This window comes from Acidocella aquatica, from assembly GCF_030160635.1.
Lineage (GTDB): Bacteria > Pseudomonadota > Alphaproteobacteria > Acetobacterales > Acetobacteraceae > Acidocella > Acidocella aquatica.
The window spans coordinates 1-17186 of the sequence record NZ_BSOS01000094.1 but is presented as its reverse complement, the minus strand read 5'-3'; the positions used below and the strand labels follow the sequence as shown (position 1 = coordinate 17186).

At 56.8% G+C, this 17186-nt stretch carries 13 protein-coding genes; 4 read left to right on the top strand and 9 right to left on the bottom strand.

Annotated features, from left to right (window positions below):
* Positions 1–12: 12 nt before the first annotated feature.
* Both QQJ84_RS16955 and QQJ84_RS16950 read left to right on the top strand, forming a co-directional pair.
* Positions 13–2526, top strand: coding sequence for a DUF262 domain-containing protein (locus QQJ84_RS16955; RefSeq protein ID WP_284259500.1), 2514 nt, complete (start codon positions 13–15; stop codon positions 2524–2526).
* A 38-nt stretch (positions 2527–2564) separates the two neighbouring features.
* Entirely contained in the window at positions 2565–3398 is an 834-nt protein-coding gene (locus tag QQJ84_RS16950; protein WP_284259499.1) for a hypothetical protein, read from the top strand.
* Here QQJ84_RS16950 and QQJ84_RS16945 read toward each other — a convergent pair.
* The 7 genes from QQJ84_RS16945 to QQJ84_RS16915 all read right to left on the bottom strand — a co-directional run bounded on the left by QQJ84_RS16945 (position 3370) and on the right by QQJ84_RS16915 (position 11437).
* Positions 3370–6279 carry a glycosyltransferase family 2 protein gene (locus QQJ84_RS16945; RefSeq protein WP_284259498.1) on the bottom strand — a complete coding sequence of 970 codons (2910 nt, stop codon included), beginning with the start codon at positions 6277–6279 and terminating at the stop codon, positions 3370–3372. The genes QQJ84_RS16950 and QQJ84_RS16945 overlap by 29 nt on opposite strands.
* Positions 6280–6371: 92 nt before the next feature.
* Complete coding sequence (locus QQJ84_RS16940; RefSeq protein WP_284259497.1) at positions 6372–7169, bottom strand: glycosyltransferase; 798 nt, start codon at positions 7167–7169, stop codon at positions 6372–6374.
* Positions 7166–8056, bottom strand: coding sequence for a radical SAM protein (locus QQJ84_RS16935; RefSeq protein WP_284259496.1), 891 nt, complete (start codon positions 8054–8056; stop codon positions 7166–7168). The genes QQJ84_RS16940 and QQJ84_RS16935 overlap by 4 nt, the downstream gene beginning before the upstream one ends.
* A gap of 33 nt (positions 8057–8089) precedes the next feature.
* Positions 8090–9346, bottom strand: coding sequence for a type II toxin-antitoxin system HipA family toxin (locus QQJ84_RS16930; protein WP_284259495.1), 1257 nt, complete (start codon positions 9344–9346; stop codon positions 8090–8092).
* The gene (locus QQJ84_RS16925; RefSeq protein ID WP_284259493.1) at positions 9343–9660 is read right to left on the bottom strand and encodes a helix-turn-helix domain-containing protein; all 318 of its coding nucleotides are present in this window, start codon (positions 9658–9660) and stop codon (positions 9343–9345) included. The genes QQJ84_RS16930 and QQJ84_RS16925 overlap by 4 nt, the downstream gene beginning before the upstream one ends.
* Positions 9661–9817: 157 nt before the next feature.
* Positions 9818–10930 (bottom strand): nucleotidyltransferase family protein, encoded by a 1113-nt coding sequence (locus QQJ84_RS16920; RefSeq protein ID WP_284259492.1) that lies wholly within the window; start codon positions 10928–10930, stop codon positions 9818–9820.
* A gap of 174 nt (positions 10931–11104) precedes the next feature.
* Positions 11105–11437, bottom strand: a complete 333-nt coding sequence (locus QQJ84_RS16915) for a helix-turn-helix domain-containing protein (protein ID WP_284259491.1) — start codon at positions 11435–11437, stop codon at positions 11105–11107.
* A gap of 220 nt (positions 11438–11657) precedes the next feature.
* On the opposite strand from QQJ84_RS16915, the gene QQJ84_RS16910 reads away from it, so the two are divergent.
* Complete coding sequence (locus tag QQJ84_RS16910) at positions 11658–13502, top strand: HipA domain-containing protein (RefSeq protein ID WP_284259490.1); 1845 nt, start codon at positions 11658–11660, stop codon at positions 13500–13502.
* A 94-nt stretch (positions 13503–13596) separates the two neighbouring features.
* Here the strand turns inward: QQJ84_RS16910 and QQJ84_RS16905 are convergent, their stop codons facing one another.
* Entirely contained in the window at positions 13597–13920 is a 324-nt protein-coding gene (locus QQJ84_RS16905) for a helix-turn-helix domain-containing protein (RefSeq protein WP_284259489.1), read from the bottom strand.
* 271 nt (positions 13921–14191) lie between these two features.
* Between QQJ84_RS16905 and QQJ84_RS16900 the strand changes: the two genes are divergently transcribed.
* Complete coding sequence (locus tag QQJ84_RS16900; RefSeq protein ID WP_284259488.1) at positions 14192–15367, top strand: Fic family protein; 1176 nt, start codon at positions 14192–14194, stop codon at positions 15365–15367.
* A 23-nt stretch (positions 15368–15390) separates the two neighbouring features.
* Here the strand turns inward: QQJ84_RS16900 and QQJ84_RS16895 are convergent, their stop codons facing one another.
* Positions 15391–16749: a tyrosine-type recombinase/integrase gene (locus QQJ84_RS16895; protein ID WP_284259487.1), complete on the bottom strand. Its 1359-nt coding sequence runs from the start codon at positions 16747–16749 to the stop codon at positions 15391–15393.
* Positions 16750–17186: the final 437 nt, after the last annotated feature.

The window sequence follows — 17186 nt, the reverse complement described above, 5'->3', positions numbered from 1 at the left end:
GAAAAATTGACCATGGACACTCAAAACTACTTATCCTCGACGGCCTTTTTTCTCGATCTTTCCGAAATTGCCGGTTGGCAAATTGACAAAGCGCCCGCTCGAAAGGGCAGAATAGTCGCTGACTTGCCCGCGTTACAAAGAGGAGCAGTATGGAAGGTTCATCAGACAGAGGAATTATGGGACTCTATTCTACGCGGCTTTCCCATAGGTGCCTTCACTATATCACCTCCCAATGACGGACTGTCGCGTCAAAGTTATAAGTATCAACAAAAGAGCGCGCGGCAAAAAATAGGCACTCACTTGCTTCTTGATGGTCAGCAGCGAGCCACTGCCATTGCCCTTGCCTTCTATGATATCTGGTCGGGCTGCGATGACCAGGCAAAAGGCGCGTTATGGGTTGATCTCTCCACCCCACCCAAAAATCGCCCGCTGGAATTCGTTTTTCGCGTCCTCACCCGAGCCCACCCCTGGGGATACCGCCGAAACAATCCCCAAGAGACACTTTCGAGCAGTGCTATCAGAGCGGCACTTTGCGCTTATCAGGCCGCGCATAATAGCTTGCTTTCCAAGCCGAGTGATATCGCGCTCTGGAAGACGTGGCCGTGGGATGCGGATGCACCTTTACCTGTAGCCCCGATGATCCAGGCGGTACTTGCCCATCCCAACGCTATCGAGGCCGCGTGCACTTCCCTGCGGAATAATCTTGGTTCCCTTCCTCTTTTTTCTAAAGAAGAAAAATTTTCAGATGAAGACAACAAGTTGGTAAGGGATGCGCAAAATACTTTTAAGGCCCAGCAAAAGGTCCTGCAAGAGGCATTCGATTGCCCCACATCACCATCGTATGAACAATTACGTCGCATCATGGGCGCATTCAATACAATTTCATTTGGTCAGCGTCGATACCGCGTACCTGCTCTTACAGTTGATATTGAGCAAGTTGGCGATGATGGTCCCCATCGCTCCACGTCTGCTGAAGATGCCAAGGACGCCATTGAGCTACTGTTCATTCGCCTTAACGCGGCGGGGACGCCATTGGCTGGAGAGGAGTTGGTCTATTCACTTATCAAAGCCCAATGGCCCGACGTGGCAAAATGGATGCAGAATTTGCCGAACCTACCGGCGCTTCCTTCCAGGATAGCTGCAATGTGCGTTCGTCTAGTCTTGGCCCGCCATGGCCGGCGGCCTGGAGACGGCAACGCCACAATGCCATCCATGCCCGGCGTCAGCGAATTCCGCAACTTATTGAAGGGGAACAATCCGAACCACACGGATTTCGGAGGCCAGCTAAAAGAATTTCTTGATACCAACGCCGCGGACCTCTTGACCAAGGCATGGAATTTTCTGGCCCTGCCCCCTAAGGAGGCAAACGGCAAAATCGAGAGGGCCTTCCGCCTTTTGCCCGCTCAGGCCGTGGATATCGCTCAGCATTCACCTGACGTCTTTTTGCTCCTGATGCGCTGGTTGGACCGGCTAAATGCTGTAAAAATTGGCGTCGAACAAATCTCCGAAAGTGTCCATCGGCGCACGCTCGGCTTCCTTACGGCGATAGCTTGGTTCGCTCCCAATAAGAGCAAGGCATGTGCAGCCATTTGGAAAAGCCTTGATGAAGATGTTAATGAAAAGCAACTTCTCGATCGCTTCAATCAAACCCGTTTTAAGGCAGCATGTCAGCTTTCTGAGCGTTCCGATATCAACATGATACCATTGCCAGCTCCCAATGTTGTCTTCGATTTGTGCAATCGTTTCCTTCGTGAAGATGGACGCACGAAGCAGACCCAAGACAAGGCCACGGTCAATTTCCCCAAAGGAAGCTTCTGGACCGACAAGGATTGGTGGTACGACCAATTTTCTCCCCTGCTGGAGAAGTCAAACCGTGACATGTATAATGGATGGCGAAATACCGCCAATACAACAAATAACGAAGAAGATCTGGAGGACACCGATTCTCTGGTCAAACGGGCTGCAGTACATTTCCTCGATACCTTGTGGGGAGGCAAGTCAACCGTATTGACTTACGCCCAAAGAGCTGAGTTACACAATTGGTACCAGGACTATGATCCATCCCTACCAGAAATGATGGATGACAAGAATCGTCCGTGGGACTTCGACCACATTCTACCGCAGAGCTTCTTCAGTGGTAAGTGGAGCATTCCACAGAGTGTCAAAGATTGGTGTAACTCTATCGGTAATCTGCGCGCTTGGCCCTTGGAGGCTAATCGTGCCGATGGTAACGTTGCACCTCGAAAAAAACTTTCCGTGCAGATCGCTGAAGAAAGTAATTATGGCATTAATTCGAAGAGCATACTTGGAGCGTCTTTCATTTCCGTTGACGAGTGGCCGCACTGGCTAGAGGCCGTTCCGGTCAGAAATGAAGCCGGAGAAGTAAAGGACAATAGATATCTATCGAATAATTGTACAGAGAATTATAGCGATCAACGAATTGCAACCATCACAGCAATCATGATGCGTTTTGCAAAGCTATACGAGCACTGGCATGAAGAACTTCGTTTGGGGGGGCTCTGGTAATTCTTCCATTTTTAAGAACACTGTTAGGTTGATGCGAAATGGCTTCGGTCAACTCTTTGATATGCCTTGTCTCAGGGAATGGAACTCCCCATTCCCTCTCGGTGAAACCTGTCGACATATGCATCACCTTTAACGGGCGCAAGCCGCCAAGTGCCGTTAAATGGCATCTTGATATAGTCAGCTGTCGCAGTGCCGGTACTGCGGGTTCGAAAATCGAAGTCACCGGAGAGGGACCTGACGATTTTGTGGACAGGCTGCGCAGCGCGAGTCACCACACAGCACGCATATATGAAGCCGCACTCGGATGCTGGCCGTCCACCGGCTTCACCATCCTGCATGCGCTATGGGAACTCGACATTGCCGTCCAGGTCCGCAGTATCTATTTTGACCCATCTCTGCGGCGGGATGGTTATGTAGAAACGCGCGCCGCGCCACCCGCCATGTACCATAATTGGTTAGGCGAGCGGCGACACACATTCGCGCGCTGGCTTACGGCACCGCCTGCTGCATGGGATTGGCCTCTGATGCAGCCCTCAATGAAGCCACTTCAGGATTCATCCCACGCTTTGTCATCCCTGGATTTACTGACTGCGCTTGCCTCCGCTTGCCAGACCAGAAGGTTGGACGATGTTGCCGAAATTCTGACCATCCCGCTACGGGCCGATCCTGAATATATCTCTGCCAAAGCTTCACATATTGAGGCGCTCGAGAAGTGCTTCCATTTGGCGCGCGGCATACGCGAGACACCAAACTGGTGGCTATATGATCAGCGTGGCGCCATCACCATCGATACACTTTCCCAACGCATCCGCGCCTGTCAATCGGCCCTATTTGCCGCAGCGCTCATGCGCCAGACAATTCCATCTGGGTGAAAAGCCACAACTTCAACTCCGCTTCGCGCTGTTTCCGGTCGGGCGAGTAGGCACCGCGATCATGCAGATAATAATAACCATCCTCCAACGCCACCGGCTTCTCTGCTAGTTCCGCCATAGGCACCATCGTCAGATAGTCGCTGAGGCAATCAACTCCCCCGGGCGGGGTCAGTGCCTGTTCAGGAATCCGTTCAAATAGTGCCTTGCGGAAACCCCGCAGATGGGCCCACACATTGCCACCACCGCGCCGGCGTGGTTGCGAATGACACACCGGATAGAGTGCGAGCGGCTTGTCGGGCCGGAACATGGGTGCGTTGATCAGATCCGCACCTTCACGCCAAGCATGCCAGAGTCGCCATGCCACGTCATCGCGCATCAGTGCATCGTCCTGGTCGAGTACGACGATTAGACTGTCGGAGCGTGTGCAGATGTCACGCACTGCGAGTTGAAAGTTAGCGATATACCCGACCCGCTCTGGCCGACGGATGATTGTCGTTCGGGCGCGTAATCCCCCTAACCAATTGTGCACAGGCATGGCCGCTCCCCGGTCACCGGCATCCTCGATCACGATGATCCCGAACTCCTGCCACGTCTGCATCGCCAGGGAATGGATGCAGCGGGCAAGCTGCTCAGGCTGGGTATTCCGCCCGAGTAGCAGGAAGATGATATCCTCACTACGAGATTGATATTTCCATTGAGCTGAGATATCGAGATCCCATTTTTCCGTCTGCTCGGACGGGTAGATGCCCTGACCGATGAGGTCACGCACCATAGCAAGCTTGGACCAATCCTTATTCTCATTGCGCGGATGAACGTAAAAACTCCGTGGATCGCCGCCCCGTACGCTTTGCATGCCATTGTGCTGTTGGGCGTGCTCGAGCACACGATGCCACATCCGTACAGGCCGTTCTAGCTGGACTGGGTTCTCGAATGGCCGGCGTGTCAGAATACGGGGCATATCGAGCATTCCCATCCGGATTTCTGGCGCGAATCCGCCCTCGGTGCTCTTATAGGCGCGGAATTCAGACGCCGTCTTCGGAATGTTGAAACCAACACACCACACTGTTTGCGTGCCGAAGGGGGTTTTCATGTCGCAGACAACATCATGTTTGGCATCAGCTAAGCCGACGAGCACATCGATATCCATTTGCAGAACGAACCGTGTATCGATCCGCTCAAACGCCCAAAGCTGGGAGAAAAGGGGTGCCCCCTCAACCGTGTGGCTGTGACAAGTTTCAGTAATGCCGAACCATCTCTGATATAGCTCGGCCACTTCTTCCGAGGCCGTAGGTGCAACCCATACATCGTCGAGCCAGCCTTCACTCTTTAGCTCATCAGCCGTCTCCAGTAACCGCTTGAGATCGCCCGCAGCATATTGCCGCAGATATGGCCCCGGATAAGGATCGATCAGCAGAATGCGGCGGGCAAACTTCGCATTACTGCACAGCCCGCCACCAATATGTTTGACCTGCGCAGTCAACACTGCCTCGTCTTGCGGGCAACTCTTGATCAGTAGCGTCACATCATCATGTTGGAACAGCATCGTGTGGGGCTGCTCGGAGGGAGAACAGACCGGATGGAGCCCGACAATCAGGCTACGGTAGAATTCAGCAAACCCATCGAGTGTCGAGAGTCCCTCCAGCGCTGTGCGCCAAGTCCGCCGTCGGGCCAGCTCAAAGTCAGACCAGCCCAAAATGGTAATGGCGTAAAGCCGGGCGGCGCAATCAAGAAACCGCGACACGGACAGCGGGTGAATATCTTGGCCGATATCGATATAGACAAGCGCTCCGCGTTCATTGAGTCTGATATTGTCCCGTTTGATATTACTGGGAACAACCTCTGCATCGTAAACCGCTACCAGAAACGCGCGTAACGTCTCTGGCGCCAACAGTCCCGACATTTCTGTCAGCGCGATTTTGGCCATGCTGATGACCGGTCCGTCAGGAGAGCTTGGGCATATACTGAAAGGGATGATGGACCCGTGCGTTTTTTCTGTTAGCTGCTTGATGGTGACGAGTTGGTCTTCCGTCATGACCCCTGGATAGAAACGCTTATGAATCTCCTGCGCCTCTTTCCAGACGACGCCTTCATTTCCCCAACCCAGTACACGATTTCCGCTCTGGAGCACGTCGCGCCAAAGCCGCACGGCACTACTGAGGCGCATGCGGGTATGACTCCAGGCGCTATCAGCTCGGTTGTGCCGAGTTGCTTGGCCACCAATCGAATAGACTGCATAGGCAGGTTCCGAGACTACACAACCACGATCCGCGTTGAACATCAGCAACCCGGCGACCAGCCAATGATCCTCGGCGCTGCGCGTCAGCGGATAGCGGATCCGGGAGCGGACGCGGAGCAGGAGGTTACAAGAGGGCAATTCATGCTCTGTCTCGCCCGCGCAGAATGCGCTGACGAACGAAGTCAGGCGCTCGCGATCGAGCAACACCTCGGGGTCGGCGCGATTCAGGCTGCCGATCATCTCGCTCCCTTGACGTAGATAATTGCTGCCAAGAACGAAATCGACGACGCCGCGATCGCCGGCTTCCACCATGTTGCGCAGTGAACTTTTGGTCGCCAAACGGTCATCAGCATCTAGCCGCGCCACCCAGCGCGCTTGAGGAAATGTCTCATCTACCAGATCGAGAAGGGCATTGCGGGTGTGCGCTGCCGAACCGCAGCATCCGTGCGCGATCGCTACATGCGGGTGATCCAGTAACCCGGCGGCACATTCGCGCCAATCGTCGGTTGATTCATCATCGAGCACTAAGATCGCCACCGTTTCCGAGGCAATATCTTGTTCTAAAACCGACAAAATCGCTTGGGGCAGCTCGGCTCCCTGGTTGTGCAGGGCAATGGCAACGACAGTTCCAGCAGTCTCGGCCAAACCCTCCGGCAATCGGCCGAAGTGAAGACACCGGTCTGCGAGACGGACTGCGCGTTCACGCGGGGTGGTGATCACGGGAGAGACATTGCGGGTCAGATTTCTACCATAGTGTCTATGCCGAACAGTTGCCGGCAGCGGGCTGCAAACGCCGCCTTCACTTGAGGTGACATGCGGTGGCCATGCAGCGCAAGAAATTGTGTTATGCCTCGCCGCTTCTCCGGTGCGCCCGCCCTCGAGAGCGTATCCGGTTCGCGACACAGATGCCACGTTGACGTCATGCGCCCGGTAAAGCCCAGTTGGATGCCATCAAGAGAAAGCACCCGAACTGCCAAGTCCCGGTCATTGAGGCTTTGTAGCCCATCGGTAAAATCCCCAGCATGGCGCAGCGTTTCGGCTCGCACGAACGTATTTGAACCCTGCCAACCAGGATTCCCTGTCAAGAACTCCTCGACGCACAGGCTGAGAGGCGCGGAACGAGGTAATTCCTCCCCATCCTTGAGTATGCGCAGACCTGAAATCACGACATCCACAGTCCCATCAGTGGCCCTAACGGCATCAACGCATTTTTCCAGGTGATCTTCATCCCATTCGTCATCATCATCGAGGATAGCAACAAATGCATCGGGCCGCCTGGCCCGAATGTCTGCAAGGCCGGTATTCCAGCTTCCTGCTGCGCCGGCCAACCGGTTGTTGCGTAGGAATGTGACATGCATCCCCGCGAGTTGCTCTTTCATACATGCAGATTCCATCGGCGAGAGTGGCCTGGAATCGGCCACGATCACCACCTCCTGCGGCTGCCATGCCTGCTTCAGAAGTGACGGCAACGACACGGAAATGAGTGATTGCCATCTGGGTCGTGTCGCAATCAGCACGGCAACATAGGGCGTCAAAGCCGTTCTCCGCCTGCTGCAGACTGCCGGTTTAGCCATGCGCCATATATGCGCTTCCAACTTCGCGAAGTCTGCTGCACCAATAGAGGCTTTCGGAAATTGAACGGGATGAAGTGCCCGTCGCGGAAGCGGCCACACAAGCGGCAAGTGCGGTCCATAAGGTCCCGCATCTCGTCATCGGCTGCGGGAAGCGATGTGCGGCCGAGCCCCTCGCCGGTAACCCGATCAATGCCTCCAGCCACGGCGCAATGGTAATACCCGGTCGGTGTCAGACCCATTCCGCAGGATCGTACAATCTCACACCCGTTCCTGTAATCGACAAGCCGGTGCCACCAGCTATCCTGCGGCGCCTTATTGAATGCCCCGAAATGCGGTTGCATCGGGCCCGATTTTTGAGAATTTTCAACAGCGACATGGGGCGGAAGTTTCCTCAGCGCTTGCTTGACCTTGTCACCGTAGCCATTGGTCACCACCTCGATCAGCAGACCCGGTGTGCGGGCTCGAAGTGGTTCAAGCACGGCGATGGCCTCATGAAAGTGCGGATGCAGTGTCGGCTCTCCGCCCAGAAGCCTGATTCGCCGCCAGCCCCGCCCCTGATGCAAAGACTTCGTAACAAACTCCTTCAACTGATCAAGAGACAGATGCCGCGCCTCAGGCGCCTGAGCACTTGAGCGGTTGCAGTTGTTGCATTTTAGATTGCAAAGATAGGTCAGGTCTATTTCAATGAGATCCATCGCCGCACGGTATTGCGGCCCCAATATCCAGGTCATAGGGCGCGTTATACGCATCGCCCGGTAGAAGGATTTGAGTTTGTGGCCGAACTTGCGTGCGAGTAGAAACGGGCCCGCTCCGGATGGGTCGCGGCCAAAGCTGTTGTGCAGCGTCATAGACGTGACCTGTGAGATTTTCTACAATGGGAGTTAGACTGCATCGAAATCCGCCAATACCCGAGCAAGGGCATCCTGCACCATTTTCGTCGAGTCTTTGGAGACGCCCGCACTCCTCGCCTGGATTGGCCAATCTGAGACGGCGGCAGTGACGTCTTCGATGATCACCGCCACACGCTTGGCGTCGAGCGCATGCCTTTTGCCAAGGCTTTTGACTTGAGCGCGCGTCGGGCGGCGGCCTTCGCCCTCGATGTCGAGGTAGTGCTCGCCGCCAGGGCCCGGCGCGTAAGTGAGGTCGAATGCCGGCGCCAAGCGCCACTCGCCCGCCAGTCCCATGAGGTAGGCATGCTGGCGAGTATGGTCGTCACGATTGCAGGCGAGCACGTTGAAAACCATCCGCCGGAATGCGGCGGCGACGTCATCCGCCCGCCGCGTAATGGCGCGCGTCGCGCGCAAAAAGAGGTCGTAACTTGATGGCGCGTCGGACGGCGCCTCAATGGCGCCGGCCAAGGACACCATGTGCAGCCGCGCGCCACCATCCGGACGATCGAACCGCCTTGTCGCGAAATAGCCCGGGCCGGATTTGGCCGGCAACAAACGGTGGGCACTGACACTCAAACCGGCCGCCTCCGCCATGCAGGCGTACGCTTCCTCAATGGGACCGATATCGACGGGGTCTGATGGCGCCCGAAATTTCACCAGCCAGGCGGCGTAGCCTGCGGGCATTGCCGCCTGACCTACCGAGATGTGGCCCTGGCCGTCGAAGCCCACATGCACCTTGGGCTTGGCACCGCCGGAGCCACCCGCCAAACCTGCCAGGGTATCGGCCAACCGGCTCTCTTCGCCCATCAGCAACGCGGTAGCGTCGTGCGCCAGGGCGTCAAGATCAAGGGTTTCAACATCATCGGCGGGCGTCGTGGCTGGCTTGAACACCAGAGCACCACGGCCGTGATCTCCGACGAGCGCCAGGCGCTCTAGGGGCGTGAGGGCGGCAATATCAATGCCCAGTTTCGCCAGGCGTTTGCGCATCAAAAGATAGCCCCAGCCATCGGGAAGGCTATCAGCCAAAAATCCGTGCAGTCCATCAAAGGATCGGGTCCGAGCCGCTATCAGGCCGGGTTCGGGTGGATGGTAGAGTGGTGATACCGGTAGTGTGCGGGCAATGACCTCTCTGGACCATTCGAGCTGAGCGAGGCCGCCATCCATCGCGAGGCGGCCCGCAGCCAAAGGGTTGCTCGCTGGCTCGAAGGCAAGAGCGATGGAAAGAGGCGTGCCCGGCGCCAGCTTCATGGCGTCGGCTTCCGTCTGGGCGCCCGTTGGCGGGGTTTGCGCACTGCGGCGGCTTGGCGCTGAAGGAGTTCATCAAGATTGGACGCAGCCGGGGCCGGAAAGAGTTGACTGAGGCCGTCCTCACAGCTCAGGGCAAAGGCGGCGTTGATCATGTTCTCGACGAGGCTCGGCCCGTGAGCCTCCATGCGCTTCCAGGTGCTGAGCCCCATGCCGGCGCGCGTCGCGGCTTCCTCTTGTGACCAGCCGCGCCCTAGCCGACGAGCACGGATGGCCTGGCCCAGCTCCAACAGCAGTTCCTCTGGTGTCTTTAACATGGTTCATTTATGACATTTTATGTGAAAATACTCAAGATAATAGTTCATAATTGATATTTACAAAAGGATAAATGGCGGCTGGGGCCTTGATTTCCGCGGAGAATTGTTGGGGTGGAACAGCCTGTGTGTATATCGGCTTTGAATTCGCTCGGCTGCTTCACGCGGCCAAAAAGGTATTTGGCCCATAATAATCCTCTGCGTTGACCCTTTCCAATGCACAGGCTTTGTCAATTGCCTTTTTCAGGATGATTTTGGTGTCCTGATCAAGACGCGATACGCCTTTCTCCAAACGATCACGCCAATTTGGGCCACGCTTCCAGGCTTCCATCCACGCCTCGCCCAGCTCGTCCGATCGCCTCCCCATATCAAGTGCGAGGATGAGTGCGGACGCCTGTTGGGTGTCCTTGTATGATTTCTCTGCGCCGGCATGATCATTTTGCCTCGAAACCGAGACTATGAGTTTGTGTACGGCGTACCGGTCCGGCGCGGGCACCGTTACGGCAATTCCTGCCCTATGCAGCAGAACAGAACGGATTGGTTTGTGGATCAAGAAGTCAAGGAACCGCAGCGGCTCTGCACTGACTCCACCGAGCGCCGGCATAGCTGTTGCCTTGCCCTGGTGCTTGTCCGATCCGGTATTCGGCGTCAGGAACTCGACATCGATCCCTTCCCCATTTCTGTATTTTGTCGTGCCGGCATCGTTCAAATGTGGGATGGCCTTAAAGGTCTCATCGACATTCTTGAGGGTCTCAAGGATGGGCGGCATCTTATCATCGATCTCTACGGAGATTGCGTGAAATTGGGCGAAGTCGACATCGATTGTCGTCAACAATGCCTCTTTGATTTTGACCCCCAGGTAGCCTGAATATGTCTGAAAAGCCACGCTTCCAACCAATACGCTTCGAAGCCTGAAAATGCCGGCCTGTGCCAGCACCTCTACTAAATCACCCGCGATCCTGGATGGCGATGGAAGGCCGGCAGCTATCAGCGATCGAACGATATCCCTGCGCTGACCGTAGTCACTTTTCAGTTCATTGAACTTTTTTACCCTTGACGAAATTTCCTCATCGGACACAGGTCCAATGTATTTCTTGGTCCGCTGTCCATTTGTCATGGGCGAAACATAATACCAATAGTCGCGGTCCTTGACCGTCTTCTTTTGAAAACTGCCACCCAGAGGGAGCCGTTCCTCAAAATCGGCGTCGAGCGACTTTGAGATTAGGTCCGAAAACATAACCTGATGTGTGGTGGAAAGCTTCTGAAGCTCCATGACTTTGCTCCGTTGGGTACAAACTTATGATTTGTAGCCAACTCAAGTCAACTGAATTTTTTGGGTACAAAAATTGTGTTTGTACCCAACTCCCGCAAATAGCAGGCCGGCTTGCTGATCATCGCGCCGTGTATCGACCGAGAGCCTCATCCCGATATGGAAGCAGATCGTCCTTCATAATGCCCTCGGCGGTTTGGGCGGGCGCACTCTTTTCGGCATACGCGCGACGTCGAGGAGAAGCCCCTGGTCGTCACGCCGCGCGTCGAGGATTTCGCCCAGGACATCGCCAAGGCCCAGAACGAAGAAGGTCATGGCGTAGGTTCCCAACGCTACCGAGGGATCACCCTTCTCGACTTTGAGATAGGTGCTCTTCACGACGCCAATCCGTTCGGCCATCATCACGGCCGTCAAACTGCGCTTCTTGCGGGCGAGCGCGACGTCCGCGCCCAGTTTCGTGAGCGCACGTTTGACCCTCGGTGGCAGCGTGTCAGTGACGGTTGATCGCATGATAAAGTCTCGTGTTGACGATCATAAACGCCTTATGGTCGTTTATATAAGACCTTAATCCATAGCCGCCCAGATTGGCGTGCCAAATGCGGCGGGAAGTCGACACTGGGAGCGCGAGCCCCCGGCCGCGAGAATTATCACGCATTTCAGGTGCGCGATAATTCTTGACTGTTCTCGCCTTAGGTAGGATTAACACGCATCTAAAATGCGAGATAATCCCATGGCCATCCACCTTGTAGGCGAGACTATCGATGCAAAGCGGGCGCATCTTCTGGCCCAAACGGGCGAGTTGGTACAGCTTGTCCGCGGGGTCTATGTAAATCACGATGCGAATGCTGAGGCCGCGATCCTTGGTCATGCAGTCCGTATTGCCCATTATCTTTATCCGACAGCCTACCTTTCATCCGCCAGTGCAGTCCTCCTGGCCCCTACGCCGGATGGACGTCTCTTTATCAGCGGCAAACGCAATCAACGTACCCGGCTACGCAGTCTGGAGATCGTCCAGAACCAGGCGCCACCGCATCCGGCGACGGCCAGCGCAGTTATCGGCGACGATTTAGGTGAGTTGCGCGTCGATGTCTCATCGCCACGTCAACGTTTCCTGGAGGCGTTCAGGCTAAGGAGCGAGCATGCCAGCGCTGTCACCACAGAAATGCGAACACAGATGATGGTGCGCCTGGTTGAAGAGCATGGCTCTCCGCAGGCTGTGGCAGACGCGGTCTGGACGCTCGCACGCGAAAATGAATGGTACCGCGAAGGCGAGGCGGCGGAGCGTTTCCTCCTGGCCCAGCCAGGATTATCCAGACCTCAGGTCAACAAGGCGGCGTTCAGCCTTCTTGTTGCCTGGCATGGCGATGTACTTGGCCGGCTGCGGCATGACGGCTTCGAATGGCGTTGGGAGCCGCAAAGGCGCTCCGCGCCGGTGCTGGTACGAGAGACCACGCCGGGAAAGCTTCCAGCCTTCATCGAATCACTCCTGCCGGAAGGCTGGCTCGCGAAGGTGCTGCACGAACGCGACGAGCGCGATGCGTTGCGCCGGGGCCGGCGTTATATGTCGAACATCGCCATCGTCGAAAGCCTCGAGGAATTGGCGGCCTTGCCGGTCGATATCCTCATCACGCCACTGGCGGCATTCACCGATGCAGGCCGCTTTACAGGACGCTATGCCGGACCGGCGCGCGGGGACATTGAAGAGACCCTCGAGCAGAACCTTGCGCGTATGTTTACGCATGCGGAGACGCCTCGCCTCTCGGGTGTTCAGATCAAGGCGCCAATGAGCCTCGGCGCTGACGGCACTCTCGTTGCGGCCATCGACCAGCCATTCACACACATCCTCAAGCCAACTGGTACCGCAGGGTTCGAGGCGCTACCGATCGTGGAATGGCTCTGCCTTGAGTTTGGACGCGCCGTGGGTTTCGACGTTCCGGCGGCGGCGCTCATTGAAATGCCCAACGGCATGCCACCCGCACTGGTTGTCGAACGCTTCGATATCCGGCGTGGTGCGGACGACCAACGCCGACTTGCTCTGGAGGATTTCTGCTCAATCCTCGACCTGCCGGCAACAGCGAAATATGATGGCACCATCGAACGCATGGCCAAGGGCTTGCGGCCGCTCTCCACCGAGCCTGAGGCGGATCTCGATATCCTGTTCCGTCGCGCCCTCTTTGCCTGGCTCATCGCCGACGGCGACATGCACCTGAAGAACCTCGCCATGCTCAAGGCGGTGGCCGCAGGAGCCAAGGAATTTACGTCGGTTCGGTTCGCGCCACTTTATGATGCCGTCACCACGCGCGTTTTCCCCGGAGTTGGCGGCGACCATATGGCGCTGAAGCTCAATGGCAAGGACGACCGGTTAAGCCCGCAGGACTTCCTGGCCCTGGCACGCTCGATCGGCCTGCCTGCTGGCAAAGCTGAGGCGGCGCTGACGGAAGTTGCAGCTCGATTATTGGAGTGCGCGGCCTCGCTGCTTCTGCCGGATTTTGTTGGGCGTTCTGATTCGGCCAAGTCTATGCGAAATAAGGTGATCACGATCGTGACCGAGCGGGCCACAGCCTTCAGGCGTTAATACCATCCATCCATTGCCAGCCGGGCGGCTCTGAGCGTTTCCCCGCTTGGCTCAAAAGCGAGCGCGACTGAAAGGGGCTTGCCGGGCGCCAGCTTCACGGCGTCGCCTTACGCCGCGGCGCCCGCTGGCGGGGCTTACCCGCAGTAGCCGCCTGGCGCTGCAAAAGCTCATCGAGGTTGGCGGCGGCCGGTGCCGGAAAGAGCTGGGCAAGCCCTTCCTCGCACCGCAGGGCGAGGGCGGCGTTGATCAGATTCTCCGCGAGACTCGGCCCGCGCGCCTCCATCCGCTTCCAGGTGCTAAGCCCCATGCCGGCGCACAAGGCCGCTTTCTCCTGGGACCAGCCGCGTCCGATCCGCCGTGCACGAATGGCTTGACCAAGCTCCAGCCGCAGTTCCTCAGTGTTTTCAAAATGGGGCAAATATGACCTATTTAGATCAATATTTTAATTTAATAGTCCATAGTTGATCTCTCATTTTGCCCGCGTCGCGTAGTGCCTCCAATTGTTGTCCGCGACGAGCTTGAGTCGGGCGCCCTTGTCGAGCATTGCCGGGTACCCGAGGTCACAGAGACGTTCTATGCGATCCTAGACCGCGAAGTGACCGCTGCGGAGCCTTGAATTAGCGGCGCACGCTATTAAGATATATGGCGCTATGCTTTAATAACGTGTGGCGCTAATTAAAGGATCGCACGTGACGAACGGAGAAAACCAAAGGCTCGGCGCCTATGTCGAAACGAGCGCGGGAGGCGAGCGCGTGCGCGCCTACGTACCTGCCCCGCTGCCGCCGAATCCGCCGCTCGAACTCGGGCGGTTCATGCAGGTCTATGAGCGCGCCATCGCCGCGGTAGGGCGCCTCGACGGCGTGACGACGATCCTGCCCTCGACGCCTTTGTTCCTCTACATGTACGTCCGCAAGGAAGCCCTCCTGTCCTCGCAGATCGAGGGGACGCAATCGTCGCTGTCAGACCTGCTGCTATTCGAAAATCACGAGGCGCCGTCGGTCGAACTCGACGACGTGACCGAGGTCTCGAATTACGTCGCGGCGATCGAGCATGGCGTCTCCCGGATGCGGGGCGGATTTCCCCTGTCGCTCCGGCTGATCCGCGAAATGCATGCCATCCTGCTCAAATCGGGACGGGGCGCCGCGAAGCAACCGGGCGAATTCCGCCGCTCGCAGAACTGGATCGGCGGAACCCGGCCCGGCAACGCCCTGTTCGTGCCGCCGCCGCCGAACCGGCTGGACGAATGCCTCGATGCACTCGAGCGCTTCCTGCACAGCGAGGATGCGGCACTGCCCCCGCTCATCCGGGCGGGCCTGGCCCATGTCCAGTTCGAGACCATCCACCCCTTCCTCGACGGCAACGGGCGCCTGGGCAGGCTGCTCATCACGCTGATCCTGTGCGAGGCGGGGGTACTGCGCGAGCCGATCCTCTATCTCAGCCTGTTCTTGAAATCCCGACGCGACGATTATTACCGGCTCCTGCAGGAGGTCCGGCAGGCCGGGACGTGGGAGACCTGGATGGAGTTCTTCCTGACCGGCGTCGCGGAGACCGCCGAACAGGCTGCCGCGACCGCGCGCGATCTGATCGCCATGTTCGACGCCCATCGCCAGACGATCGCCGGCCTCGGCCGCGCGGCGCCGTCGGCGCTCCGGGTCCACGAATTGATGCAAGCCAGCCCGATCGTCACCATCCAGACCGTCTCCGAGAAGCTCGCCGTCTCCTTTCCAACGGCCAGCACAGCATTGGAAAATCTCGCCAGGATCGATGTCGTGCGTGAGACTACGGGACGGCAGCGCGGTCGAATCTACGCCTACTCGGATTACCTAGCCCTGCTTGATCGCGGCACAGATCCGCTGCCAACCTGAAAAGGCAGGACTGTCTATCACCTTCACGCTGCCCCTGGCTCAACGGGCAGTCTATCCTCGTTCGTCTGTCCCTTCTTGGGTTGGTCAAACAGCCGATCCAGCACGGCCTGCCGCGAAGCGCGATCAAAGGCATAGGAATGACGTTTGAACTCCACGCCATCAAGGAGCCCTTGAATATAGCCCGCTACCGTATCGGCTGCCATGATCAAGGCCGAGTCAACGCTATGAATATAACGGCTCGTGATTGTTCCGCGGGAGTGTCCCAGCAAAGCCGCAATGGTAACCTCTGTAAGGCCCAGGTCATTGGCGATGCTCGCGAAACTGTGCCGGAGCACATGCGGCGTAATGCTGGACAGCTCCGTGTCCTTCAGAATTGCGATCCAGTATTTCGGAAAGCCAATGAGCGGTTTGCCCGATTGTGTGCCGGGAAACACGTAGATGCCCTGTCGATCTGGACGCAAGCGATCGAAGAAGTCCATTACAGGAAGCCCGACTGGACGAGTGGAGGCACCTTCCTTGCTATCCCCAAATCTTATGCAACTATTCTCGACATCGATATCCGCCCATTTTAACGTTACAATTTCTCCTAACCGGCAGCCCGTGCAGGCAATGGCGCGAATCATGTCCACGGCGGTTTGGTGTTGTTCCTTCTCAGCGGCTTTACGGATGATCTCGCCGAGCAGCCGGTAGTCACCCTCGCTAAGCCGGCGGCTTTTTTTCTGATCAGCGAATTTCCGAACTCCGTGGACGGGATTGCGGTCAATGATGCCGAGTTGCAAAGCATAGGTAAAAATCCCGCCAAGCAAGCTAACAGTGCGTGTTGCAGCACCTATTCCACCGCGCACGATGGATCGCCCCCGACGCTTCGTTTTCACGTCCAGTTTCGTCTTGCCGCGGGCAACATCACGGAGGAACTGCGTGACCTCGGAAGACGTCACGTCTCTCACCCGCCTGGTACCAAGCAGCGGGACAATGTGCCGGTTAATTCGGCTTTTGTCGCATACTATGGTCGACGCCTTCTTAGGTCTCCGCCCTTTGCCTTGGATGAGCCCGCTGTCCGCATCCTGTAGATAGCGCTCGCAAAGCTCCTTTAAAGTAATCGCCTTGATATCGAGCAGGCGTTGTTCGGCTGGGTTTTCGCCGTGAGCAATCTCAGCGAGCAGAATCTGCGCTTGCTTACGCGCGGCTTCGGGTGTCCAGACCCCATGAGGGCCTATTGTATAGCGGCGCGTGCGTCCGCCCGCTCGATATTGAACCAGAAAGCTGCGCTTGCCCGTAGGGAACACGCGAAGGCCAAAACCGGGCAAATCATCGTCCCAAAGAAAATAGTCCTTTGATTGCGGTTCAACGGCTGCGATAGTACGATTAGATAGCCTGCTCATCCGCCTAAAGCCCTAAATCGTTACGCTTTCCACGGAAGCACCACGGAAGCAGTTGAGGGAAAATCATGGCGTATGAGAGGATAGGAATTTCGGAAAGAAATCAAGATTTTTAATGTTAATTCAGTGCTTTAGAGTGCAATATCGTAGTATCGGATACCCCCGGAAATTCGTTCCGATACCGCTCCGAAGGCAAAGGTCACGCGTTCGAATCGCGTCGGGTCCGCCATAAAATCAATAGGTTATGAGAACAATCCAGCTCTCGCCAAATTGCGGGTAAGCAATAGGTAAGCGCCCGGGGGTAAATTCAGGGCAATTCGGGCAAATTTGCTATCGTGCATCGTGCGGTGAAGTATTGTAACCGTTGCGGGCTGCTTTCTTTTACCCATATCCTTCTACGATTTTTGCGCCAATTTCAATGTCACGAAGCCGGGATAAGC

Coding starts and splice junctions, on each gene's coding strand:
- QQJ84_RS16955 (WP_284259500.1), top strand. CDS start 13: ATGGACACTCAAAACTACTTATCCTCGACGGCCTTTTTTCTCGATCTT.
- QQJ84_RS16950 (WP_284259499.1), top strand. CDS start 2,565: ATGGCTTCGGTCAACTCTTTGATATGCCTTGTCTCAGGGAATGGAACT.
- QQJ84_RS16935 (WP_284259496.1), bottom strand. CDS start 8,056: ATGACGCTGCACAACAGCTTTGGCCGCGACCCATCCGGAGCGGGCCCG.
- QQJ84_RS16930 (WP_284259495.1), bottom strand. CDS start 9,346: ATGAAGCTGGCGCCGGGCACGCCTCTTTCCATCGCTCTTGCCTTCGAG.
- QQJ84_RS16925 (WP_284259493.1), bottom strand. CDS start 9,660: ATGTTAAAGACACCAGAGGAACTGCTGTTGGAGCTGGGCCAGGCCATC.
- QQJ84_RS16920 (WP_284259492.1), bottom strand. CDS start 10,930: ATGGAGCTTCAGAAGCTTTCCACCACACATCAGGTTATGTTTTCGGAC.
- QQJ84_RS16915 (WP_284259491.1), bottom strand. CDS start 11,437: ATGCGATCAACCGTCACTGACACGCTGCCACCGAGGGTCAAACGTGCG.
- QQJ84_RS16910 (WP_284259490.1), top strand. CDS start 11,658: ATGGCCATCCACCTTGTAGGCGAGACTATCGATGCAAAGCGGGCGCAT.
- QQJ84_RS16895 (WP_284259487.1), bottom strand. CDS start 16,749: ATGAGCAGGCTATCTAATCGTACTATCGCAGCCGTTGAACCGCAATCA.